A 25,510-nucleotide genomic window follows, 5' to 3' on the forward strand; every position below is an offset into this window, starting at 1 on the left:
TCCCTCACCAATGTTTCATCAATAGATATGGAAAGACATACCAATCAAGCCAATAAAATCAACCATGAAACAGAGATTGCAAAACAAACCTGCCGATGTTACAATTTCTTGATCTATCTAAGAGAGTCAAACTATGAAAAATGTAATACGCATCTTGGGGCTGACAATCATATTTCTTGCAGGTATTTTTATTTATGATGCGCTGACAAATAAGCCTTTAGGTGATAATTTTACACTCACTGATTCTAATGGAAAAAATATCACTGAGGCTGATATTCGAAGCAAGCCTTCAATAGTTTTTTTCGGTTTCACTATGTGTCCTGAAATCTGCCCTACGACATTGATGAATCTTGATCGATGGCTTACAGCCCTTGGACCCAATGCCGATAAATTAGGCATATGGTTTGTTACTGTTGACCCTGAACGTGATACACCAGAAGTGCTCCATGAATATCTCAGTAATTTTAACAATAAAATCATGGGTATCAGTGGAGATCCTGATAAAGTTCATAAAATGGTCAATTCCTTTAACATCGTTGCTGAAAAAGTCCCTGGAACAGATGGAAACTATACATATAACCATACAGCAGCAATTTTTTTACTCAAAAAAGGTGGAAAATTAGCTGGCGTTATCCGTTATGACACGAAAGAAAGCGATAGCGAATTAAAAGATGAAATCGCCATTGAACGGTTAAAAAAACTCATCTTAAACTAAAAAAAGCCGATCAAAAGAAAGAACAGCATGTCGCAACAAATTCGCCTCTATTATACTGCTTCTAAAAATGAAGCAGAACGGTTCTATACCCTTATAGACACAGCCTTTGACGAAGAAGGTTATCCTCTTGCTCTTACAGAGATAGATGAACAAAATGCTGTATATGAACTTTCACTCTATGTAGACCAAGAAAACTACGAGCATATTTCGAAACGTTTTGCCCAAATCCTTTCTATAGATCCTAATAAAATTAACAGTGAAATTTTACCCAACATTGATTGGGTACAAAAAAGCCTAGAAGGACTAAAACCTGTGCAAGCCGGTCCTTTTTTTCTTCATGGAAGTCACAACCGAAACGCCATTCCAGCCAATGTTCTTCCTATTGAAATTGAAGCAAATCAAGCTTTTGGCACCGGACATCATGGAACAACAGCTGGTTGTTTAGAAATGATTGCCAAAGTGATGGAACATGAAAATCCCCAAAATGCACTTGATCTTGGTACCGGCAGTGGGGTACTCGCCATCGGCATCGCAATGCTCAAACCTATTGCTATACTTGCATCTGATATTGATCCAATCGCTATTCAAGTTACACAACACAATATCCAGCTCAATGGCGTAAAAAAATATATCACAGCTGTCACAGCAACAGATTTTGCCCATGATGAAATTGCTTCACGTGCTCCCTTTGATCTTATTGTTGCCAATATCCTTGCCAATCCTCTTATCGCACTTGCACAAGAAATGGTAAAGGCACTCCAAAAAGGTGGATCACTGATACTCTCTGGAATTCTTGAAGAACAACATGCAGATGTTTTAAAGGCTTATGTAAAACAAGGGCTGAAACACATTGAAACATACCACCGTCAAGGATGGGTTACGATACATCTGAAATAAAGTAAAAGAAAAGGACGTCATTATGTATCAATCTTTTGAGGCGACAACAAATCCAGCCCATGCTCTAGAACGCATTGCCTCTCTTCGTAAAGAGTTTGACCGCCTTGGTCTCGATGGTTTTCTTGTTCCGCGGTGCGATGAACATCAAGGAGAGTATGTCCCTCCCCATGCTCAACGCCTTAGCTGGCTAACCGGCTTTACTGGATCAGCTGGGATTGCACTGATTTTAAAAAACAAAGCCATCATATTTACAGACGGGCGATATAAGCTCCAAGTTCGCCAACAAACTGATCCTAATATTTTTGATTATGAAAATCTCATAACTTGCCCTCCCTCACAATGGCTTGAAAAAAATGGTCAAAAACTTTCTATTGGCTTTGATCCATGGCTCCACACCATCACTGCCACCGATGCATTGAGAAACGCATTAGAAATGAAAGCAGGTGGAAAACTTGTAGCAATTCACTCCAATCCCATTGATCTGCTTTGGCATGATCAGCCATCATTGCCACAAGCTGCCCTATCAATTCACCCTCTCAAATATGCTGGGTGCAATACGGATGAAAAACTCGCTTTGATTTACAAAGATATACAGAAAACTCATGCAAATGCTTTTATTTTTACAGACCCTTCCTCCATTGCATGGACATTCAATATACGTGGCAACGATGTTTCCAACACACCTTTTTCCCTTTGTTTTGCTTTCATTCCCATCCAAGAAACACCAGCCTTATTCATTAACAGCAAAAAACTTGGTGTAGAACAGAAACAATATCTGGAACGTTATGCAAAATTATATGAACCAGAACAGCTTATTCCAAAGATCAAAGAGTATGTTCAAAAAGGGACAGTGTTTGCCTTAGATCCACAGCTAACATGCGAAAAATTACGAACTGTTATTGAAGAAAAAAATAGCTCTTTCATCACACTTACCGATCCTGCCGCTCTACCACGTGCCATTAAAAATGACACAGAACTCAATGGCGCACGCAAAGCGCATCTACGCGATGGTGTTGCCCTAACCCGTTTTTTTTCCTGGTTAGATAAACAAATACCAGGGTCAATAAGTGAAATTTCTGCTGCGCAAAAATTAGAAGAATTTCGCATAAATACAGCAAAAGAAATGGGAGAAGAACTTAAAGATCTTTCTTTTGATACAATTTCAGCAGCAGGAGAAAATGGCGCCATTATTCATTATCGTGTAACAACACAAACAAATAAACAACTCAATGCGGGTGAACTTTATCTTGTTGATTCAGGCGGACAATATCGTGATGGAACGACAGATATCACACGTACAGTAGCAATTGGGAATATTGGAGAAGAAGAAAAACGCTGTTTCACGCTTGTCCTCAAAGGTATGATTGCTCTTTCAACTGCTTACTTTCCAAAAGGAACCCGCGGACAAGACATTGATATTCTAGCGCGCATTGCATTGTGGAAGGCTGGTTTTGATTATGCTCATGGCACCGGTCATGGTGTCGGGTCTTATCTTTCTGTTCATGAAGGACCACAAAATATTTCCCGCAAAGGATGCCAAGAACTCATCTCCGGTATGATTCTTTCAAACGAACCAGGATATTATCGCGAAGGTGCTTTTGGTATCCGTCTTGAAAATTTGATAATTGTAAAGCCAGCACAAAAAATTGATGGCGGGGATATAGAAATGCTTTCGTTTGAGACGCTTACACTTTGCCCTATTGATCGAAAACTCATTCTCCCAGAGCTTTTGACACAAGAAGAACGGCAATGGCTCAATGATTACCATGCGCGCGTTTATCAGATGAATGCACCTTACTTAAATGAAGAAGATAAAAAATGGGCAAAAGAGGCAACACTACCCCTTTAAATGAGGCAACACAAATATCTTCTAACGCTTCTTATAAAAACACCACACCCTTCTCTTTTAAAGAGGGAAATGCATATTTACCATCAGCAATCACAAAAAATGCTTCTATAAAATACTTCAAGTTTTTTTACCGATAGGATAAAAGCTCTTCCCAAACTGAAACAGAACGGGATATACTTATAACAGATAATGCTTATCAACTATCCTCTACCATCTTCACATGAGTTATAGCCTTATTCTGCTGTATAGAAATTTTCATTATATTTTGTAATCCTCCGCGTCTCATTTCTAAAACGCCTATTATAACCAGCTCATTACACTGTTTAAATTCAAAAATTCTGCATATTTAGTTACAATTTTTACCTTGATTCACAGTGATACCGTATATCTTTTACTAATAATAACCTTGTATATTCTTAATCATAAGAGTTTAAGTTTAATATTTAAATTCAACGTTTTTTAATCACTTAATAAATATCAAAATATATGGCGCTCTATTTTTGCAAAAAAAACAACCCCTATTATCCCCTTTTTGATTCCAGCCCCCCAAAATGTAAGAGAGATAACCATACAAACAGCATACGCATCTTCTAGAAAACGCCCTCTAAACATCATGTTCCTCAATCAACTGTAGCCAAGTCTCTTCATCGATAACCTCAACACCTAATTCTTCAGCTTTAGCCAATTTGGAGCCCGCTCCAGGTCCTGCAACAAGAAGATCTGTTTTTTTAGAAAGTGAACCAGATGTTTTGGCCCCTAATCGCTCTGCCAATGCTTTTGCTTCATCGCGTGACATATGCGCCAAAGTTCCTGTAAAAACAATTGTCTTCTCCGCTATTGGGGAAGAAGCTGTCGTGATAGGCTCTTCATCAAGAGGTGTTACTTCTTCAAGTAAAACAGACAAAACCTCACGATTATGCGCTTCTTGATAAAAATCAACAATTGCGCTCCCTACCTGTGGTCCAATTCCTTCGATATTGGTAAGCTCCATCCAAGCTTCATTGCCTTTTTCATTTGCCTTATCACATGGCATAAGTGCTCCCATAGCCGCAGTTTCAAAAGCTGTATAATTTTTATAAGTACGCGCAAGGCGGCGTGCATTCACCTCTCCAACATGACGAATCCCCAATGCAAACAAAAAACGGCTTAAAGGAATTTCGCGACGTGCATTAATGGCATCATACAATTTGCGAACTGAAACAGTACCAAAACCTTCTATATTTTCTAAACGTATCAAAGATTTTTCTTGGCGACGTTCTAAAGTAAAAATATCGGCTGGTGTATGAATACAAAGCGCTTCATCTTGAGCATAGAAAAAAAACTCTACCTGTTTTTTACCCAAGCCCTCAATATCAAAAGCATTACGCGCAACAAAATGACGAATACGCTCAATCGCCTGTGCAGGACAAATAAGCCCCCCTGTACAGCGACGCACGGCTTCTCCCACTTCACGAACAGCATGACTCCCACAAGCTGGACACAAATGAGGAAAAATAAAGACAGAAGCATCTTTCGGGCGTTTTTCAATAATAACATCAATAACTTGAGGGATCACATCACCAGCACGTTGTACAATCACGCTATCGCCTACACGGATGTCACGTCCTTCACGAATAGGCTCTCCTTTATGACCAATTCCCTTAATATAATCCTCATTATGCAAACTAGCATTGGTCACCACGACTCCACCAACAGTAATAGGTGTAAGACGTGCAACAGGTGTCAAAGCTCCCGTGCGACCAACTTGAATGTCAATATCTTTCAAAAGCGCTATCGCTTTTTCTGCTGGAAATTTATGCGCGATTGCCCAACGCGGCGAACGAGAAACAAACCCCAAGCGCTTTTGGAGCATCAAATCATTAACCTTATAAACAATCCCATCAATATCATAGCTTAAAGAATGACGGCATTCTTCGATATCGTGATAATAAGAAATAATTTCTTCTAACGTCTTAAAGGCTTTTGTTAATGGATTGATAACAAAGCCATATTCTTTTAGCTTTTTCATCATCTCCATTTGACTTTCTGCCAATATTTCACTCACCTCACCACAAGCATAAGCAAAAAATTGAAGCTTTCTGCTAGCGGTTATCCGTGAATCAAGCTGACGGAGTGAACCAGCTGCCGCATTTCGAGGATTGGCAAAGGTTAACTTGCCCTTCTCTTGTTGGCTGATATTAAGTGCTTGGAAATCCTCCCGCCCCATATAAACTTCACCACGCACCTCAATTATATCAGGAAAATCACCTTGCAAAACTTGTGGAATATCAGCAATGGTTCGGGCATTTGCCGTCACATTTTCACCGACAGTTCCATCCCCACGCGTTGCCGCCCCCACAAGCCGCCCCTTTTCATAGCGTAAAGACAAAGATAAACCATCAATTTTTGGCTCCGCTGTTATTTCCAACACCTGTGTTTCTGGAAGCCGTAAAAAACGACGAATACGCTCAACAAATTCAGTAACATCTTCAGAGCTAAACGCATTATCCAGTGAAAGCATTGGCTGTGCATGAACAGATTTTTCAAACTTTTCAGAAATTGGTGCCCCAATTTTATGTGAAGGAGAATCAACACGAATAAGCTCTGGAAAAAGAGCTTCAATTTCTGCATTACGGCGGCGCAAAGCATCATATTCTGCATCGGAAATTTCAGGCTGATCATCACGATTATAAAGCACATCATGACGTGCAATCTCTTTTGCCAACCACTCTAATTCACTTTCTGCTTCAACAGCTGTGAGATTTTTATCTGCATCTTTGTTCATAAAATCTATTCCAAGTTACGAGCACTGCCACAAGGATGATCTCCGCGCCTCCTCATAAAGTGAATCTCAATAAATACAAGCTTTCCAGTATTTTTATCGCTGACTAATTACCTTCATGCTAGAAGCTTTTGAGCCGCTGCACGCGCTTCTTCAGTAATCTGTTCTCCTGCCAACATACGAGCAATTTCTTCTGCACGCTCATGCTCTTCCATTTTATGAATAGCAGTAACAAAGCGTCCTTTATCATGACTCTCAATTTTTGAAATAAGAAAATGACCATGCGCTTTCGATGCAACCTGTGGAGCATGCGTAATAGCGAAAACCTGAACATGTTCTGATAAGCGTTGCAACCGTTGCCCAATAGCAGCTGCAACAGCACCCCCAACGCCTGTATCAATTTCATCAAAGATCAGCGTCGGTGCTGATCCTCGATCAGATAAAACAACTTTTAATGCCAACAAAAAACGAGACAATTCACCGCCAGAAGCCACACTAAGCATTGGTCCAGCACGTGTTCCAGGATTTGTTCGCACCCAATATTCAATACGATCACATCCCTCTGCACTCCGCTTTTCGATATCACTTTGCATTTCAACAATAAATTCAGCCCTCTCTAATTTCAATGCCGGTAACTCAGTCATCACGCTTTCAGACAAGTGCTTTGCAATCTCTTGACGTTTTATTGACAACGCTTGTGCTAACGTATCGTAATTTTTTTGTGCTTGTTTTGCTTCATCTTCAAAACGTGTCAATATAGTCTGAGCCTCTTCAAAATCAGCTAATTCAGCATCCATCTTATCGTGTAACTGAACCAATTCATCCGCAGAAACTTGATATTTACGAGCAAAACCCCGAAGAGAAAAAAGACGCTCTTCTATCCGTTCCAATTCATCAGGTTCAAAATCTAATGCTCGTATTGCCGTCTCAATACCTTCTTGCGCTGTTGCAAGTGCATGCAATGCCTCATCAATAGATTTCACCACTGGTGCAATAAGCTCTTGTGCTTCAGGAATTTTCCGCTCCAAACGCCTCACCAAATTGGAAAGCACTGGGATTGGTGATTTTTGACCCGTTAAAAGATCATCCGCTTCTTTAATATCCGTCGCTATTTTTTCTAATTTAAGCATATCGGCACGACGAAGAGAAAGAGTATCCTCTTCACCAACTTTAAAATCAAGCTTTTCAAGCTCTTCTACACACGCACGAAGATAATCAACCTCACGTACAGCACTCTCTACTTTAAGACGCTGCCGTTGCAAACGCTCCTCAAATTCACGCCATGTGTAATAACACTGACGCAAATTTTCCACTTCATCCTCAAGACCACCAAAGGCATCTAATAATTGGCGATGTGTAGCAACATCAACAAGCGCACGATCATCATGTTGTCCATGGATTTCAACCAGCAAACGGCCAACACTCCGCATCAATGCAACACTAGACACCTGATCATTGATAAAAACACGGCTGCGTCCATCACTTGATTGCACACGTCGTAAAATAATATCACCCTCATCATCAAGACCATTCTCACGAATAAGTTGACGTGCAGGATGTGAAACAGACACATCAAAAACAGCTGTGACCTGCCCGCGCTCAGCACCATGACGCACAAGCGAAGCATCACCCCGCCCCCCTAGAGCAAGTGATAAAGCATCAAGGAGAATAGACTTCCCCGCACCTGTTTCTCCAGTTAAAACCGTCAACCCCGCCGTAAAATGAATATCGAGCGTTTCGATCAAAACAATATTATGAATCGAAAGCTGTACCAGCATAGAGAATCAACGTACCCTCTTCTTATCACCACCTAAAGCATTTGAGATCCAAGAAGATTTATGCTCGCGTGGCGATATTTTATTCTTCTGCAAGAGATTATAAGAAAATTTATACCACTCACTTTTGGGATAGTTACGTCCTAAAATAGCTGCTGCCGTCTGCGCTTCCGCCGTTAAGCCAAGAGCAAGATTAACTTCCGTCAAGCGGAAAAGCGCTTCTTCAATTTGATTTGTATCGGAATACTCTTCAACCACGGTACGAAACCGTCTACTTGCCGCAAGATAGCGCCGCCCCTCTTCATAATAACGACCAATCTGCATTTCTTTGCCAGCCAGCTGTTCGCGCCCAAAACGTATTTTATCCTTAGCATCCTTGACATATTCAGAATTAGGATAACGCTCTATAAGGAGCTGCATAGCAGCAATAGCACGTTTCGTATCACGTTGATCACGCGTAACATCAGGAATCCGACGGAAAGAAGAAAGACCAATAATATAGTACGCATAAGCCGAGTCAGTCGACCCTGGATAAAGAGTAATATAGCGTTGAGCCATACTAATTGAATCATCATACTTTCCGAGTCGGTAATTAGTAAAAGCACCCATGACCAAAGATTTACGCCCCCAGTCTGTATAAGCATACTGCTTTTCAATCTTCAAAAACTTCTTCGATGCATCCCCAAGCTTCCCACTCTCAAGGCTAGCAAGCGCCTGATTATATAAAACATCTGGTGGCTCTATTTTCAAAACATAAGCAGATGGATCAAGGGTATTTTTCTCTTTAAAGAGGCATCCCGCCAACATACAGGTGCTTCCCAAAAGCACCACCCCCAATATCTTGCGTACAATGTTAAATTTTCTATATGTCATATTTCCAATGCACACATGAGATTTTTTCATAGTTTTTCCGGCCTCCACAGAATATCACCTTGTAGCAAAAACAAGTTATCAAAGGTCTTATACCATATCACTTTAAAATCCACATAACCAATTTAGCAGTTTAGGTCAATCATCCCCTTAAAAATCAAATAAACGATAAAAAAATCTTGTCAATTTTTTTACTCTTTCTCTAAAAAGCTTTTTTCGTAATGTGATTCGTCTGCCAAAACAGCCTTCACCAATTGCGCATTAATTCTATGTCCACTACAATAAGAACGAAATAATCCAATAAAAGGCGCCCCAAGCAAAGCAGTATCACCAATCGCATCAAGCATCTTGTGCCGAACACATTCATTCTCCCAATAAGGACCATCGGGATTTAAAATTTTATCATTAAGGTCGATAACAAGAGAATTTTCCAAAGAAGCGCCTCTCGCCTTTCCAGAAAGCCTTAATTTTTCCACGTCTTTGAGAAAACCAAAAGTGCGCGCACGTGACAAATCATCTCTAAACCCTCGTGTGGTAAGATCAAAACTGAAATGTTGCTTACCAATAGCAGAAGAAGGAAAAGAGATCGTTATATCAAAACGACGTCCATCGAATGGCAAAAGCTCTGCAACACCATGAGCCTCTTCAACCCGCAACGGCTTTTTTATAATGAAATAAGAACGTAACGCATTTTGCTGTACAATGCCAACATCTTCAAAAGCTTGGCAATATAGCCACGCTGAACCATCCAAAATAGGAATCTCATTATGTGACATTTCAATAACAAGATTATCCAAATTATAAGCAACAATTGCTGCCATCAAATGTTCAATTGTTTCAACCCTTACATCTCCATCTCCAAGTACCGTTGATAATTCAGTTGCTCCTGTTTGCGATGCATGGGCTTGAAATATTTTCTCTGTTCCGTCTAATCCACAACGCTTAAAAATAATACCACACCCAACATCCGCTGGACAAACCTTCACCACTGACAAACAGCCACTGTGAACGCCAATCCCCTTAAATGTTACTGCTTTTTTAAGAGTAGACTGATATTTTGGCACCAAGTTCATCATATTATTTTATTGAATTGCTTTTACATCTTTTAACAAAATTTATAAAATCATAAAAAATATTCATAGTAAATAATAAAAAAACCGCTTAGTATAAGCGGTTTTTTTAAAAAAAGTATTTTATCCAAAAAACAGCAATATATTTTACTGTATAATTTTTGACTGATCATAAAAGAGGTAATAAAATTGCTTACTTTGCCTCATTTTTCATCAATTAATTTGCTTGACGACGTAAAAATGCTGGTATTTCCAACTGATCTTCTTCACTTATAAAAGTACGCTGATCTTGTGGTACCTGAGGGTGCAGCTCACCAGAACGACGTGGAACATAAACAGAAGCATCTTGAGAAAGCGCCTGAGAATTTTTATTGTAAACATGAGACTCTTGCTGCTGAGACGATCTAACAGCAGGCTCCAGCCTCGCTTCTGGCTCTGCTTCTTCACGATGCGTCAAGCTCTGTTTCAAACGCTGCCAAAGATTACGAGGACCTTGATCAGTCACAGATGTCCTTTGACTTTGTCCATGAGCAACAGGAGGAAAATCCTTTAACTCAGGCATACGCATTGGAGCGCGCGCTTGCATTTGTTGCATTTGTTTTGGTTGCACTGGCTTTTCTTTTTGCTTCACAACCCCTGTCATCTCATCAAGAACATGCGCTGTTGCCTCCATACTCACGGGAGCAGTCATAGCCTGTTGAGAACCACGACTTACTTGCATACGGGGCACATTTGATCTCTGTTCCTGAACAGCATTTGAACCATACGTAACAGCATTCGTCGCACTTCGTGTCGTCATTGCTTCTGTAGGATGTGCAAAAATTTGACTTTTGGGACGGAACTGTTCTCCGGTTGATTTACCCTTCTCTATTTCAAGTGATTCGATCACTTCTACCATTGACTCAGAACGCAATGGCGATGACTGAACATGAAAAGAACTGTGTGGCGTTCCAGGATCGCTCTTGCGCATTGAAGAAACAGGCCTTTGAAGCTGAGGATGAGAGGACTGAACCACATCACTAACTTCACGATCAATACCGGTGGCAACCACAGAAACACGAATAACGCCTTCCAATGACTCATCATCAATAGCGCCAAAGATCACATTCGCATCAGCATCCACTTCTTCACGAATACGATTAGCAGCTTCATCAACCTCAAAAAGAGTCATATCACGACCACCCGTAATAGAAATCAATAAACCACGCGCCCCACGCATAGAGGTATCATCCAACAATGGGTTTGCAATAGCAGCTTCAGCCGCAGCCAAAGCACGCCCATCACCAGATGCCTCACCCGTTCCCATCATAGCTCGACCCATTTCGTGCATAACAGAGCGAACATCAGCAAAATCAAGATTAATCAAACCCTCTTTAATCATCAAATCCGTAATGGAAGCAACACCAGAATAAAGCACTTGGTCAGCCATAGCAAAAGCATCAGCAAACGTTGTCTTATCATTTGCAATACGGAAAAGATTTTGATTGGGAATAACAATCAATGTATCGACAGACTTTTGTAATTCTTCAATACCAGCCTCTGCCGTTTTCATACGACGTGCGCCTTCAAACTGAAACGGCTTTGTCACAACACCAACAGTCAAAATACCTTTTTCACGCGCTGCGCGAGCAACAACGGGAGCAGCCCCTGTTCCAGTTCCTCCCCCCATACCAGCAGTAATGAAAACCATATGAGAGTCTGCAAGATGATCGATAATTTCATCAATACATTCCTCTGCCGCCGCTTGTCCAACTTCCGGTAAAGCACCAGCACCCAAACCTTCTGTCACAGCTGCCCCAAGTTGGATAACACGTTCAGCCTTTGACATAGCCAAAGCCTGTGCATCCGTATTTGCAACAACAAAGTCAACTCCCTGAAGACCAGCATTTATCATATTATTCACGGCATTCCCGCCACCACCTCCAACACCAAAAACGGTAATGCGTGGCTTCAATTCCGCGATATCTGGCCGATGCAGATTAATCGTCATTTTCTTTTCCTTCTCATAAGACACCGCAAGCCAAAGCGATGAAATTTATCCAACTAGACTTAACTAAAAACTCTCACGCAACCACTGACCAACACGCTGAAAATACCCACGCGTGCCCATCGACAAATGATTTCCTGCCGCCTGCATTGTTTTTTCTTCAAAACCCACCAATTGCGGATAAATTAACAACCCAACAGCAGATGTAAACGCCGCCCCTTTTGCAAGAGAAGGAAGCCTCGAAATACCTAAAGGCCGCCCGATACGAACATTTCTTCCTAATATAGTACGTGCCATTTCTGGCAATCCTGTTAACTGGCTTGCTCCCCCAGTCAAAATAACACGTTTACCAATGATGTGACCAAAACCAGAACGATTTAAACAATCACGGACCATTTCTAAAATTTCTTCAACACGCGCACGAATGATACGCCCAAGAACCGCGCGAGGATATTGAGTTTCACGCTGTTCACTCCCAATTTCTGCTACATTAATCATTTGCCGCTCATCGGTACTTGTTAAAAGTGCTGAACCATAAACAACTTTTAAACGTTCCGCCTCTGTTAGAGACATAGAAAATCCGCGCGCAACATCAAGAGTGACATGATGACCCCCAACAGCAAGAGCATCCGCATGAATAAATTTTCCCTCAAAAAACACTGAAAATGTTGTTGTTCCACCACCAAAATCAATACATGCAGCCCCTAAATGCGCCTCATCATTCATCAAGACAGAAAGACCACTTGCAAAGGGAGTAGCAACCATTGCTTCAACACTCAAATGTGCACGATTAACACAAGTTTCTAAATTACGCAAAGAAGCTGTTTCAGCTGTTACCACATGCACGTCAACACCAAATGTTTCCCCTGCCATTCCGACAGGATCAGAAATTCCTTTATCTCCATCCAATACATAAGAAACTGGAACTGAGTGCATAACATGACGTTCAGCATCAAAAGCTTTACGCGAAACATCTGAAAAGGCCATACGCATATCACGCTTGGTGACTTCACGACCATTCAAATGAACTTTTCCATTAATCAAAGCACTTTGTAATCGACTTGAGGAAAAATTCACAATCACTGAATCCACCACCAAACCAGCCATTTTTTCTGCCGCATCAACAGCCAATCTTATTGATTGTTCTGCTGCAAACATATCCATGACAACACCGGATTTAATACCGCGTGAACGCTGCACTCCAAAGCCTAGAATTTCCGTAGAATGTGTACGACCATGTAAATAGTGCGCATGCTTTAAAGGACGCAAACAAGCAATAAGACAAACAATCTTACTTGAACCGACATCAAGAACCGTTAAAAAACGTGTTTTACGCCCTCCCAGATGATGTGATCTAAGCAACATCATGGGTTTCCTGCCTTTCGTGTCTTTAAAATACGTTCTTCTTCTTCCACAGTAGCATGATAACGCTCCAACGTTTCATCTGATAAAGAAACAGTAATTCTATCAGCAAGACGTAAATCAACACTGCGAATATCGCGAGATAAAAGATCTTGCATTATACCGGACGAAACAAGAGAAGAAAGCTTTTCAAGGGCACCATTTTCAGGCAACATAACGCGCATTCCATTATCCAAAACAAGATCCCAACGTCGATCACCTACCCGCACGAAAGCACGAATACGATCATATACTTCCGGATAGACCGACAGCGCTTGAATAAACACTTTAGCAGCATTTTGCGCACCCTGCCCAACCACAAGAGGTAAATCCCGAACAATTTCCCCTTTAAAGGGCACAATGACACGACCTGTATTATCAACAATATCCACTATGCTATCATGTTGCCAAATAGCATAGGGTTCACGCTCCACGATGGAAATGCGCATTCTATTAGGATAAATTTTCTGAACATTAGCCGATTGCACCCAAGCCTGTTTTTCCAAAAGAGAACGTGCTCTTTCAACATCAAAAGTGAATATAGAAGGTGCAACATCAAGTTTTAAAATTTTAAAAATATCCTGCTTTGTCAAGCGCTTATTGCCGCTTATATCGACATGAGTGACCACAAAACTACTATCTAATATGATCGTGTTTACGATCACAGCCATCTGACCACTTGATGAAAGTCCATAAAAAGCCGTAACAAAGAAAAACCATACCACCGCAAAAGAACCGAAATGGCGTGGAATATGAATATTGACAAAAACAAACTCAAACATAAACCGGAGGAAACGACGATAAAGACGTGGCAAAGCCGGCACTGAAAGCACCTCCATCGGAACATTTGTTTTATTAACATTCAACGCATACATGATGCGTCCTCCACCATCCATTGAACAATATCGCCGTAAGTACGGCCGCTCGCTTTTGCAATATCAGGAAGAAGAGACGTCGATGTCATACCGGGTTGCGTATTAATTTCAAGCCAAACCAATTCTCCCGTTTTCTCATCAAAACGAAAATCAGAACGGCTAACACCTCGACACCCTATCGCCTGATGGGCTGCTAAAGACATTCTTTGCACACTTTGGTAAATATTTAGTGAAAGTTGTGCAGGACAAATGTGAAGAGAACCACCCGTTTTATATTTCGAGTCATAATCGTAGAATGGAAAGTGTTTATTGGGAAGAATTTCACACACATCCAGCACTTCATTCCCCAAAACAGCACAAGTCAATTCACGACCAGGAATATATTTTTCAATCATCACCTCATCGGCATACCCCCACTCAGCTCCCCCAATATTATGCGGCGGTGCTGCTTCATTTTCCTGGACAATGACAACACCAAAACTTGATCCTTCACACACAGGTTTAATTACATAAGGAGGCTCCATGGGATGCGTTTGTCCCAAAGCAAAGCGGCTCATGATACGAGAAGGAGCAACACAAACCCCAACATTTGCAACGATAATTTTTGCACGTCCCTTATCCATTGCCAAAGCGGATGCCATCACACCAGAATGGGTGTAAGGAATTTTTAAATATTCAAGAATCCCCTGGATCCGGCCATCTTCACCAAATGGACCATGCAATGCATTGAAGGCAATATCAGGCTGCAACTGTTCAAGAACAGAAGCAATATGAGCGTCAACATCCACGCGGCTCACGCGATACCCCTGCAGCTCTAGAACATCAGCACAAGCCGCCCCTGAAGATAAACTTACAGACCGTTCAGAAGAAAAACCTCCCATTAACACAGCTATATGTTTATCTCTCATAATAAATCACCCTCTTTCGCATACTATATGTAGTCTATATAAAATACATCAGCACCACATACAGAAAAAACAAGGTTTATCCTTGCGAATCAATAACCTAGCATTTTGCATAATGAATCAGACTCAAAAGCCTGATGCAAGAGATTCTTTGTTAATTTATTGATTCTTAATAGAAATTTTTTATTATCTCTTTGAAATGACTCAATTTTTTATTTGCACTTTTTTAGTGAACAATAAATCAATGAAATGGATCAAAAGGAGAAACACTTCGACCACGCTCAAATTGACCGATACGCTCTATTTCCCACTGTAAAAGGTGGGCTGAATTTGCAAAAACACGCGCACGCACTGTTTCTCCCAATGCTTCAAGATCATATCCTGTTGCTTGCCCTGTATTAATCATAAAGTTACAGTGCATTTCACTCATTTGAGCGCCACCAATCCGTAAACCACGACACCCTGCTTCATCAATCACGCGCCACGCAGATCCATTCTCAGGATTTTTGAACGTTGATCCTCCTGTCTTTTCACGAATGGGTTGTACTGTTTCTCTGTGGAGGGAAACTTCATCCATAGCAGCACGAATATCATCTTTATTACCAAGTTTTCCTTCCAATAAAGCAGCTGTAAAAATAAAATCTTTAGGAATATCACAATGGCGATAGGAATAATGCATATCTTTCAAACTCAAGATATGACGTTGCCCTTTACGATCCAGCGCATAGACCTCAACAACACGCGCTGCGGTTTCAATACCATTCGCACCCGCGTTCATTTTGAGAGCTCCTCCAAGAGCACCAGGAATACCATGATAAAAATGAAAACCTGCAATTCCTGCCTTTAAAGCGGCAACAGCTAAATGTTTATCCGCCGTACCAGCACCAACTAAAAAGCCTTTTGGAGAAACTTGCTGCACTTGCCCAAAGTTTTTTGGCGAAAGACGAATCACAACACCAGGAACGCCCCCATCACGCACCAGAAGATTAGAACCGATACCGACAATTGTTACAGGAACAAATTCAGGCAAATTTTGAAGAAAGAAAGCCAAATCTTGTTCATCAACAGGCTGATAAAAAAGCTCTGCCAACCCACCCGTGCGAAACCACGTTACCTTACGCATTTCAACATTAGGTGTAAGTTTGCCTCTCACGCCACCCAACAGCGGTTGCAATTGCGCCAATAGCGCCTCACCATCAATGTGCTGAAAATTTACCATGACCATCCAATACCGCTAATTGATGAGGCAACGCACAAGCCCATTGTGTGATATTGCCAGCACCAAGAAAAACAACATAATCCTCTGCCTGAGCAAATTTTGAGACAAAAGACACAACATCTTCCAGACTATGTATCAAGCGCACATCACGATGACCCGCCATTTTAATATGCTCTACCAATTCTTGAGAACCAAATCCTACAATAGGCTCTTCACCAGCCGCATAAACGGGCGTAATCAACACTGTATCTGCATCATTAAAACAAGCAGAAAAATCATCAAATAAATGATACAAACGTGAATACCGATGGGGTTGTGCAATCGCAATAACACGCCCTTTTGCACTCTCACGTGCTGCACGCAAAACAGCCTTTATTTCAACAGGATGATGTCCATAATCATCAAATATTTCAATACCCCGCCAACTTCCTGTTCGCGTAAAACGCCGTTTTACTCCGCCAAATTCTGCTAAGCCCCTTTTTATAGCTTCATTTGAAATGCCTAGTTCATGCGCAATAGCAATCGCCGCCGTTGCATTAGCAACATTATGCTGTCCTGCCATGGGCAAAAGCAAATTTTTCAACTCAATTTTTCTTCCTGTTTTGCGTGAGCGAACAAGAACATCAAAATGCGTTTTTTGACCATCCATCGAAAGATTAAGAAAACGAACATCCGCTTGTGGATTTGCACCATAAGTGATCACCCAACGATCATCAATACGGCCCGCCAATGACTGAACCTCTGGATGATCAAGGCACAAAACAGCAAAACCATAAAAAGGAACATTTTCTACGAATTGCCGAAAAGCCTCACGCACAGCATCAAAACTTCCATAATGATCTAAATGCTCAGCGTCAATATTAGTAATAACAGCAATATCAGCAGGCAGCTTTAAAAATGTACCATCACTTTCATCAGCTTCAACAATCATCCAATCGCCATCTCCTGTACGAGAATTCGTACCATAAGCATTAATAATACCGCCATTAATCACCACTGGATCAAAATGACCAGCATCAAGGAGAGCTGCGACCATTGATGTGGTCGTTGTTTTACCATGTGTACCACCCACCGCAATTGCACGCCGAAACCGCATCAGCTCCGCTAGCATTTCTGCACGTCTGACAAGCGGTAAATGTCTTTCCTTTGCAGCAATATACTCAGGATTTGTTTTTTTAACGGCAGTAGAAAAAACAACAACCTCTGCATTCCCTAAATTTTCAGCACAATGACCTATATGAACGTTAATTCCTTTTCTCCGCAAACGTTCAACATTCGCACTCTCAACTTGATCTGACCCTTGAACTTTATAGCCAAGATTATAAAAAACCTCCGCAATTCCACTCATACCGATCCCCCCGATTCCGATAAAATGGATAACGCCTATATCAAGTGGCATTTTCATTAAAAAGCTCCTCTTTTATATCTGACAACAATCGCCCTGAAATTAAGGATTCAGCCATATCAGCAAGACAACGGGTTGCATGAGGTTGCCCAACTTTTTTTGCAGAAAGCGCTTGTTTTTCTAATAAATGGGGCGCACAACAAGCGTGCATTAAAAGAGAAAAAAGCTTTTGTGCATTTAAATCTTTTTCTGATACAATTTGCGCACCACCTACACGAGCAAGCAGAGCTGCATTGGCAGCCTGATCATGATCTAAAGCATGGGGATAGGGAACAAGCAAAGCAGGTCTACCAATCACCGCTATCTCACAAACAGATGAAGCCCCAGCGCGCGACAAAATAAAATGGGCATGTGCCATACGTTCAGCCATATCATCAAAAAAAGGAGCTACCTCTGCTTGTACGCCCATATCACGATAGATTTTGATCAACCCTTCTGCTTCACCTCGAACTTGCTGCACAATTCGTAAACGTTTACGGTTCTTATCATCGAATAAAGCAATAGCTTCTGGAACAATATGTGAAAAAGCAGAAGCCCCTTGGCTACCTCCAAAAATCAAAAAATGAAATGGCTCTTCACCAGTTGAGGGATGATAAGGAATTTTGGCCGCCTTCAACACAGCCTCACGAACAGGATTCCCCGTCAAAAGTATTTTATGAGCATAAGCGCCATTTGGCGACAACAAACCACCAGCGATTGCACGCACAAAAATTGCCAACACCCGATTGGCACGCCCCATAACAGCATTTTGTTCATGAATAAATGTTACACGCCTCGTTAAGGCCGCAATAAAAAGAGGAGGAAAGCTCGGATACCCTCCAAATCCTCCAACAAGAACAGGACGTAATTTATAAAACAACGCCAACGATTGCCCCATCCCCCTTAGCAAAGACCAAAACGTCTTTATCAGAGCAAAAGGATGGCGTCGTGTAAATGTTGCCGATGAAACGATATGAATATGCTCTTCATCAAAGCAGCGAACAAAAGGTCGTGCTCTTTCATCTGTTATTAAATGAACATCATATCCACGCTGCCTTAATTCAACAGAAAGGGCTTCAGCAGGAAAAAGATGTCCACCTGTACCACCAGCCACCAAAACAATAACTTTTTTATCATTCATAAGGGGTATCCAAGATAGAAGAGGAAGAAAAAGCTGAAAGGCGTGCTTCTGGCCAACGACGTGTTAAACTGAGCAAAATGCCCATTGAAAACGCAATCGCCACCATCGAAGAACCACCATAAGAAATAAAAGGCAATGTCATGCCTTTTGGAGGAATTAAGTGAAGATTAACGGCCATATTAATAGCTGATTGAAAGCCAATCATCATTGCTATGCCAGTAATACCAAGACGTATAAAGGAATCACGTGTATTCATGGCTATATACAATGAACGCATAACGATAAAGCCAAAAAGCATCATAATTAATAAACAAAGAATAATACCATACTCTTCAGCAGCAACGGAAAATACAAAATCTGTATGGCTATCAGGAATGATACGTTTTACTGTTCCCTCCCCAGGACCTTGCCCAAACCAACCACCATTCAAAATAGCCTCACGTCCTACATCCACTTGAAACGTATCCCCTTCACCTGTCAAAAAACCATTGATACGCTCGCGTACATGATGCAGAAAAAGATAAGCTAAAATAATTCCTACAACGCCTAAAATGAGAAAGAGAAAAATAATGGTAAGAGGTACACCAGCAATAAAAAACAGCCCCCCCCATGTTGCACTTATTAAAACTGTTTGTCCAATATCAGGCTGCAAAACCAGAAGCACACAACAAATGGCATAAAGTAGAATCGCTAACGTATAACCCAGAATTCCCCTCCTGCGTATCTGTTCTGAAAAAAGCCAAGCAGACATAACCACAAAAGCTGGCTTCATAAACTCTGAAGCCTGTACAGAAAAACCAAATAGTAGAATCCACCTCCGTGCTCCCTTTAATTCTGGACCCCAAAATAAGGTTGCAACCATAAGAGCAAGCGTTACAATGAGCAAAAGAGCACATAAACGACGAATATTAGAAAGCGAAAAAAAGGAAATGGTAACCATCGTAAAAAATGCTGAAATGCTAAAAATGATATGCCACCGAACAAAATAAAAACTATCAGCAATTCCGATTTTTTTTGCAATAATAGGGCTGGCAGCAAAAGACAGCATAATGCCAATTCCCATTAAAATTAAACAAGCTGCAAAGATAGAGCGATCAATCGTCCACCACCAATTAGCAATTGGATCTCTATCTGCACGCGTAACCATGGTATCCACCTTATCCATTTTATAAATTATCTTAAAGTGATATGGTTCCCCAGCCTATTTAACAAACACTTTAAAAACTAAATTACACAAAAAAAGATTCTGGAGTCTTAACGCAAAATATTTTTTTATAACTGATGATTTTTTTATTGTAACTGCATCACAAAAGAGACAAATTCTTCGCCTCGCATTTCATAATTTTTAAATTGGTCATAACTTGCACAAGCAGGTGACAAAAGAACCGTCACCTCTTTTTCCTTACAACCCATTGCATCAACAGCTGCTTCACGCACCGCATTTTTCAAAGTTAAGCTCATAGAAAAGGGAAAAGCAGATCCAATAGTGCGAGCAAATTCTTCCGCCGCGCTCCCAATCAAATAGGCTTTACGAATTTTAGGAAAAAATTTTCTAAGAGACTCTATTCCTCCCTTTTTTGCCTGTCCCCCAACAATCCAAAAAATATCATTAAAGGTGGAAAGCGCAGGAGCTGTTGCATCTGCATTAGTCGCCTTGCTGTCATTGATAAACAAAACCGCCCCCATTTTACGCACCTGCTGCATACGATGATCCAGCCCTTTATAACTTGCTAAATGCTTGTTCATAGAAGGATCGGTTATTTTTAAAGCCTGCAACGTTGCTAATGCCATAAGGGCATTTTGCGCATTATGACGTCCGCGCAAAGCAGTCATAGACGTCAGATCTGCAAGCATATGACGCTGTCCTTGATAAACAGAAAAGAGCTTAGTCCCATCTGCATAAAAACCATTTTCAACAAAATGATCCTTGGAAATTGCCCAAATTTTTTTTCCCTCATGAAGCAACTGTTGATATAAAACCCTACAAGCTGCATCATCAACTGAAATAAAAGCCTGTGAAGCCTGAGCAATCAGATGCCTTTTGGTTTGCACATAACAGGCAAAACTCCCATGTCGATCAATATGATCAGGTGTTAAATTCAATAAAAGTCCAATGGTCGGCTGAAGAGAGGGTGTAAGATCAATTTGAAATGATGAACATTCAATCACATAGATACGTTTTTTAACAAATGGCTTAAGCGTCAATATTGCCTTTCCGATATTTCCCCCCATCTGCACATCATAACCCATTTTTTCCAACAAATGCGCAAGTAAAGCCGTTGTGGTTGACTTCCCATTCGTCCCCGTAATCGCAATGAAAGGAACATCTTGGTCACAAAAACCATAATGCTGTAAAAAATGATGGCGCGCACGAACAAATAATTCAATATCACCGATAATTTCTATATTTTTTTTTCGTGCTTTTTCAACAACCCAATGAGGTTGAGGATAATTTAAAGGAACTCCAGGAGCTACAATCAATGCAACAAATTCTGACCAATCTTCGTAACGGAGATCTCGCGTTGGAATATTGTGCCGAAAAGCCATTTGCACGCTTGAAGGACTATCATCCCACGCCACCACTTCTGCACCGCCACGCATCAATGCTTGTGCCGTTGCTAGTCCAGACTTTCCTAATCCAAATAAAGCAACTTTTTGTCCTTTATAACACACAACAGAAATCAAAATCTCACCGCAATTTAAGTGTTGAAAGACCAATAAGAGCAAGAACAATTGAAATAATCCAAAAGCGTATCACGACTTGGCTTTCAGTCCAGCCTTTTTTCTCAAAATGATGATGTATCGGTGCCATAAGAAACACTCGTTTTCTTGTTAATTTGAAATAACCAACCTGAATAACGACCGAAAAAGCTTCCACAACAAAAAGCCCACCAATAAGAGCCAAAACAATTTCGTGCTTCGTAGCGACCGCAACAGTCCCCAATAATCCTCCAAGAGCCAACGAACCAGTATCTCCCATAAAAATAGCTGCAGGTGGTGCATTAAACCATAAAAAACCAAGCCCTGCCCCAACAACAGCTCCCAATAAAACAGCCAATTCACCTGCTCCCGATACATAATGGATTTGGAGATAATCAGCAAAATTCATATTACCAGAAAGATAAGCAATCAGAGCAAAAGATAAGGCTGCAACCATCACAGGAACAATAGCAAGGCCATCAAGTCCATCCGTCAAATTAACCGCATTACCCGTCGCGACAATAACAAAAGCAGAAAAAGGAATAAAAAACCAGCCCAAATTGATAAGATAATCTTTTAAAAAAGGCAAAGCGAATCCAGATGAGCCAATTTGTAGGATGACAAAAGCAGCAATTGCGGCAACACAAAACTCCAAACTTAACCGTGCTTTCCCAGAAAATCCTTTGTCTGTTTGTTTTGTGACCTTAAGATAATCGTCATAAAATCCAATTACCCCAAAAGAAAGCATAACCAATAGCGATACCCAAAAATAAATATTCGATAAATTACACCACAAAAATGCCGATACCACAATGCCGGTTAAAATCATCAATCCACCCATTGTAGGTGTTCCAGCCTTTTTAAAATGTGTTTGAGGACCATCCGCACGAATCGGTTGCCCCTTACCCTGCCGCAATTTAAGAGAAGCAATGATGCTAGGTCCAAACAAAAAGACGATGAGCCCCGAAGTAAGCATAGCCGCTATCGTGCGAAAAGTAATATAACGAAATACATTCACACCTGGAAGCCAATCACTAAACGAAGAAAAAAACAGCATCATGGTACAAAAAACCTCTTAAAACTATGAAGAAACCGCTTTATAGCGGTCAAGCAATGCAGTCACAATATTTGATGAACAAAGGCTATTGGATGATTTAACCATAAGCAGATCCCCAGAAGAAATTTCTGCTAAAAGGAGAGATAAAATTTTCTCAATATTTTCAGCATAATGAACCTTAACACCAGCAGACAAATCACTGACTAAAGATTTCATCGCCTCACCAAATAGAAAAACCGGATTAGCACCGGAAAGACGTATTGGCTTTATTAAATCACGATGAAGCTTTTCACTATACTCCCCTAACTCTAGCATATCTCCTAAAATAGCAATTCGCCGCCCCTCTTCCCCGACTGGTCCTGTAGCAAGAAGCTCAAGCGCAGCACGCATAGAAGCAGGATTTGCATTATAGCTTTCATCAATGAGATAAAATTCACCCCCATTTGATAAAGACAGTCGATAACGAACACCTCGCCCCTTTTGAGAAGAAAAATGGCGAAAAGAAAGAAGAACAGGCTCTAACTCAACTCCCATAGCATCACAAGCAGCAATAACCCCTAAACTATTTTGCACAATATGGCGTCCGGGAGCACCAATTTGAACCTCCCTATCCCGCTCCCTAATACGTACAATCATAGAAGAACGATCAGTTAGAAGACGTATATCTCGCGCTTGATAATCAGCATTTTTGCTCTCACCAAAGCTTAAGATATTCTTTACACCGCATTTCCTTGCTTTTTGAATGAGATAAGAAAAAAAATCACTATCCGCATTTAAAACGGCAATGCCTTTCTCATCTAATCCTTCAAAAATTTCAGCTTTTGCCTTTGCTATTTCTTCAAGATTTTTGAAAAAACCCATATGTCCTGCACAAATATGCGTAATGAGAGCAACATGCGGACAAACCAGTTTGACCAGAGGGCGAATTTCATCTCTATGATTCATGCCAATTTCAAAGATACCATAATCACTCTCCATAGGCATCCGCGCTAAAGTGAGTGGAACCCCCCAGCAATTATTTAAAGAAGCGAGATTCGCATGAACGTTCCCAGTCGTTGCAAGTGCTTGTTTCAAAGCTTCTTTTGTCGTTGTTTTTCCCACCGATCCTGTTATCGCAATAATCTTAGCTCTTGAACGTTTGCGTGCAGCTTGTGCAAGTTTTTCCAAGGCTTGCAAAACATCAGGAACAACAATAAGTGGAGCCGATATCTTTTTCATATCCCTTAAACGGTGTTCCGCAACGATAAGAACCCCTGCACCTCGTTCATAAGCTTGCGCAGCAAAATCATGACCATCAAGATGATGCCCCTTAATGCAGAAAAAAATATCACCTTCCGCAAGAGTACGGCTATCAATGGAAACCCCAGAAAAAGTTTCTGGCATGCTTCCTATTACAACACCATTAATTGCAGCAACAAGTGCTTTCTTATCCCATAAAGCTGTCATTTCTTTCGGTTCTCTAGAGCTTCTATCGCTTTCAGACGATCTGAAAAAGGATAAGTTGTCTGCCCTATAATTTGGCCATCCTCATGACCTTTTCCAGCAATGATTAATGTATCACCAACTTTCAAAAGCTCCACCGCGTAAGAAATAGCCTCACCACGATCTGCTATCTCTATTGCTGTTGGCACTGCCTGTAAAATATCCTTGCGTATTTTTTCTGGCATTTCTGTGCGAGGATTATCATCCGTTACAATAACAATATCCGCTTTATCCGCCGCAATTTTTCCCATCAAAGGTCTTTTTCCTTGATCACGATCTCCTCCACAACCAAAAACAACGATCAAACGCCCTTGCGTAAAGGGACGAACAGAAAGCAAAACCTGCTCCAAAGCTTCTGGTTTATGGGCATAATCAATATAAACAGGCGCATTATTTTCTGTCTTTCCGACAAATTCTAACCGCCCAGGTGCCCCCTGCAAAGTTTCAAGCGCAGAAAAAACCTTACGAGGTGAAACACCCGTTGCAATCGCTAACCCCGCTGCCATAAGCGCATTGGCTACCTGAAAATCTCCAGCCAAAGGCAAATCAAATGTATAAATATTATTTTCCACACGACACTCAATACACTGTTTTGAGCGTTGATGTTCAACACGATTAATCGTGATAAATTTCCCCTTACGGCCAATTGTCAAGACACGGCGGCGCGCTTGTGTAACAACATCAATAACCTTTTGTGAATAGACATCATCAGCAAAAATCAAAGCAGGAGCAGATACAGGCAAAAGTGTATCAAACAACTTCATTTTAGCTCGCAAATAATCCTCTACCCCCGTGTGATAATCCATGTGATCTCGCCCTAAATTGGTAAAGGCACCAGCCGTTAAACGAACTCCATCAAGTCGTCCTTGATCAAGCCCATGCGAAGAAGCTTCAAGAGCTGCATGAGTCACACCTTCATGAGAAATTTCACAAAGAAGACGGTGCAAGGCAACCGGATCAGGTGTTGTGAGAGAACCATAAACATTCCGTTTAGGAGAAACAACACCAACCGTTCCTATACTCGCAGCACAAAATCCAACATGAGTCCAAATTTGCCGAATAAAAGAGACAACAGATGTTTTACCACTTGTACCAGTCACAGCAACGACCGTTTCAGGCTGAGAACCGTAAAAACGTGCAGCTGCCAACGCTAAACTATGACGAACATTAGAAACACGTAAAATGGGAACAGGTAAATCCTCAAGAACAGCATAACAATCTGTAACAATTGCTCGTGCGCCACGCTTTATCGCATCATCTATATAGTGTCTTCCATCACTTTTTTTTCCTTGAACAACGACAAAAACATAGCCTGGCAAGACTTGTCGAGAATCTGCACTGATTCCTGTTATTTCCATTGAAGAAAGATTCTGATCTTCAAGACATTCTGTAAAAACTGTTCCAAACAACATAACGATACAC

General features: G+C 41.0%; 19 protein-coding genes. 3 read left to right on the forward strand and 16 right to left on the reverse strand.

Annotated elements, in window-relative coordinates; all coding sequences use genetic code 11:
• The first annotated feature begins 133 nt into the window (after positions 1-133).
• The 3 genes from ACFIKQ_RS06620 to ACFIKQ_RS06630 are packed head-to-tail and all read left to right on the forward strand — an operon-like array spanning position 134 to position 3,461.
• Positions 134-715, forward strand: coding sequence for an SCO family protein (locus ACFIKQ_RS06620; RefSeq protein ID WP_015856628.1), 582 nt, complete (start codon positions 134-136; stop codon positions 713-715).
• Positions 716-742: 27 nt separating this feature from the next.
• Entirely contained in the window at positions 743-1,612 is an 870-nt protein-coding gene (locus ACFIKQ_RS06625) for a 50S ribosomal protein L11 methyltransferase (protein WP_375656165.1), read from the forward strand.
• Positions 1,613-1,634: 22 nt separating this feature from the next.
• The gene (locus ACFIKQ_RS06630; protein WP_375656166.1) at positions 1,635-3,461 is read left to right on the forward strand and encodes an aminopeptidase P family protein; all 1,827 of its coding nucleotides are present in this window, start codon (positions 1,635-1,637) and stop codon (positions 3,459-3,461) included.
• A gap of 604 nt (positions 3,462-4,065) precedes the next feature.
• On the opposite strand, the gene ligA is transcribed toward ACFIKQ_RS06630, so the two are convergent.
• The 16 genes from ligA to ACFIKQ_RS06710 all read right to left on the reverse strand — a co-directional run bounded on the left by ligA (position 4,066) and on the right by ACFIKQ_RS06710 (position 25,500).
• Entirely contained in the window at positions 4,066-6,225 is a 2,160-nt protein-coding gene (ligA, locus tag ACFIKQ_RS06635; protein WP_375636170.1) for an NAD-dependent DNA ligase LigA, read from the reverse strand.
• 113 nt (positions 6,226-6,338) lie between these two features.
• Positions 6,339-8,000, reverse strand: a complete 1,662-nt coding sequence (gene recN, locus ACFIKQ_RS06640) for a DNA repair protein RecN (RefSeq protein ID WP_375636169.1) — start codon at positions 7,998-8,000, stop codon at positions 6,339-6,341.
• 6 nt (positions 8,001-8,006) lie between these two features.
• The gene (locus ACFIKQ_RS06645) at positions 8,007-8,900 is read right to left on the reverse strand and encodes an outer membrane protein assembly factor BamD (RefSeq protein ID WP_015856633.1); all 894 of its coding nucleotides are present in this window, start codon (positions 8,898-8,900) and stop codon (positions 8,007-8,009) included.
• 158 nt (positions 8,901-9,058) lie between these two features.
• The gene (lpxC, locus tag ACFIKQ_RS06650) at positions 9,059-9,943 is read right to left on the reverse strand and encodes a UDP-3-O-acyl-N-acetylglucosamine deacetylase (RefSeq protein WP_375636168.1); all 885 of its coding nucleotides are present in this window, start codon (positions 9,941-9,943) and stop codon (positions 9,059-9,061) included.
• Between the two features lie 211 nt (positions 9,944-10,154).
• Positions 10,155-11,927 (reverse strand): cell division protein FtsZ, encoded by a 1,773-nt coding sequence (gene ftsZ, locus ACFIKQ_RS06655; RefSeq protein ID WP_375636167.1) that lies wholly within the window; start codon positions 11,925-11,927, stop codon positions 10,155-10,157.
• A 63-nt stretch (positions 11,928-11,990) separates the two neighbouring features.
• A complete protein-coding gene (gene ftsA / locus ACFIKQ_RS06660) occupies positions 11,991-13,292 on the reverse strand; it encodes a cell division protein FtsA (RefSeq protein ID WP_375636166.1) in 1,302 nt (433 codons plus the stop codon).
• The gene (locus ACFIKQ_RS06665) at positions 13,289-14,200 is read right to left on the reverse strand and encodes a cell division protein FtsQ/DivIB (RefSeq protein ID WP_375644781.1); all 912 of its coding nucleotides are present in this window, start codon (positions 14,198-14,200) and stop codon (positions 13,289-13,291) included. Before ACFIKQ_RS06665 ends, ftsA begins: the two co-directional genes overlap by 4 nt.
• Positions 14,188-15,108, reverse strand: coding sequence for a D-alanine--D-alanine ligase (locus ACFIKQ_RS06670; RefSeq protein WP_375644782.1), 921 nt, complete (start codon positions 15,106-15,108; stop codon positions 14,188-14,190). Before ACFIKQ_RS06670 ends, ACFIKQ_RS06665 begins: the two co-directional genes overlap by 13 nt.
• Before the next feature lie 238 nt (positions 15,109-15,346).
• On the reverse strand, positions 15,347-16,324 hold the full coding sequence (gene murB / locus ACFIKQ_RS06675) for a UDP-N-acetylmuramate dehydrogenase (protein WP_375647238.1): 978 nt from the start codon (positions 16,322-16,324) through the stop codon (positions 15,347-15,349).
• Positions 16,302-17,729: a UDP-N-acetylmuramate--L-alanine ligase gene (murC, locus tag ACFIKQ_RS06680; RefSeq protein ID WP_015856640.1), complete on the reverse strand. Its 1,428-nt coding sequence runs from the start codon at positions 17,727-17,729 to the stop codon at positions 16,302-16,304. Before murC ends, murB begins: the two co-directional genes overlap by 23 nt.
• Positions 17,713-18,849: a UDP-N-acetylglucosamine--N-acetylmuramyl-(pentapeptide) pyrophosphoryl-undecaprenol N-acetylglucosamine transferase gene (locus tag ACFIKQ_RS06685; RefSeq protein WP_375636161.1), complete on the reverse strand. Its 1,137-nt coding sequence runs from the start codon at positions 18,847-18,849 to the stop codon at positions 17,713-17,715. Before ACFIKQ_RS06685 ends, murC begins: the two co-directional genes overlap by 17 nt.
• Positions 18,842-19,996: an FtsW/RodA/SpoVE family cell cycle protein gene (locus ACFIKQ_RS06690; protein ID WP_375636160.1), complete on the reverse strand. Its 1,155-nt coding sequence runs from the start codon at positions 19,994-19,996 to the stop codon at positions 18,842-18,844. Before ACFIKQ_RS06690 ends, ACFIKQ_RS06685 begins: the two co-directional genes overlap by 8 nt.
• A gap of 143 nt (positions 19,997-20,139) precedes the next feature.
• A complete protein-coding gene (murD, locus tag ACFIKQ_RS06695) occupies positions 20,140-21,534 on the reverse strand; it encodes a UDP-N-acetylmuramoyl-L-alanine--D-glutamate ligase (protein WP_375656167.1) in 1,395 nt (464 codons plus the stop codon).
• Between the two features lie 4 nt (positions 21,535-21,538).
• Positions 21,539-22,609, reverse strand: coding sequence for a phospho-N-acetylmuramoyl-pentapeptide-transferase (gene mraY, locus ACFIKQ_RS06700; protein WP_375656168.1), 1,071 nt, complete (start codon positions 22,607-22,609; stop codon positions 21,539-21,541).
• A gap of 21 nt (positions 22,610-22,630) precedes the next feature.
• Positions 22,631-24,052, reverse strand: a complete 1,422-nt coding sequence (gene murF, locus ACFIKQ_RS06705; RefSeq protein ID WP_375656169.1) for a UDP-N-acetylmuramoyl-tripeptide--D-alanyl-D-alanine ligase — start codon at positions 24,050-24,052, stop codon at positions 22,631-22,633.
• Entirely contained in the window at positions 24,049-25,500 is a 1,452-nt protein-coding gene (locus ACFIKQ_RS06710; protein ID WP_375656170.1) for a UDP-N-acetylmuramoyl-L-alanyl-D-glutamate--2,6-diaminopimelate ligase, read from the reverse strand. Before ACFIKQ_RS06710 ends, murF begins: the two co-directional genes overlap by 4 nt.
• Positions 25,501-25,510 lie beyond the last annotated feature (10 nt).

It is taken from the genome of Bartonella sp. MR63HLJHH, assembly GCF_042194155.1.
Taxonomy (GTDB): domain Bacteria; phylum Pseudomonadota; class Alphaproteobacteria; order Rhizobiales; family Rhizobiaceae; genus Bartonella; species Bartonella grahamii.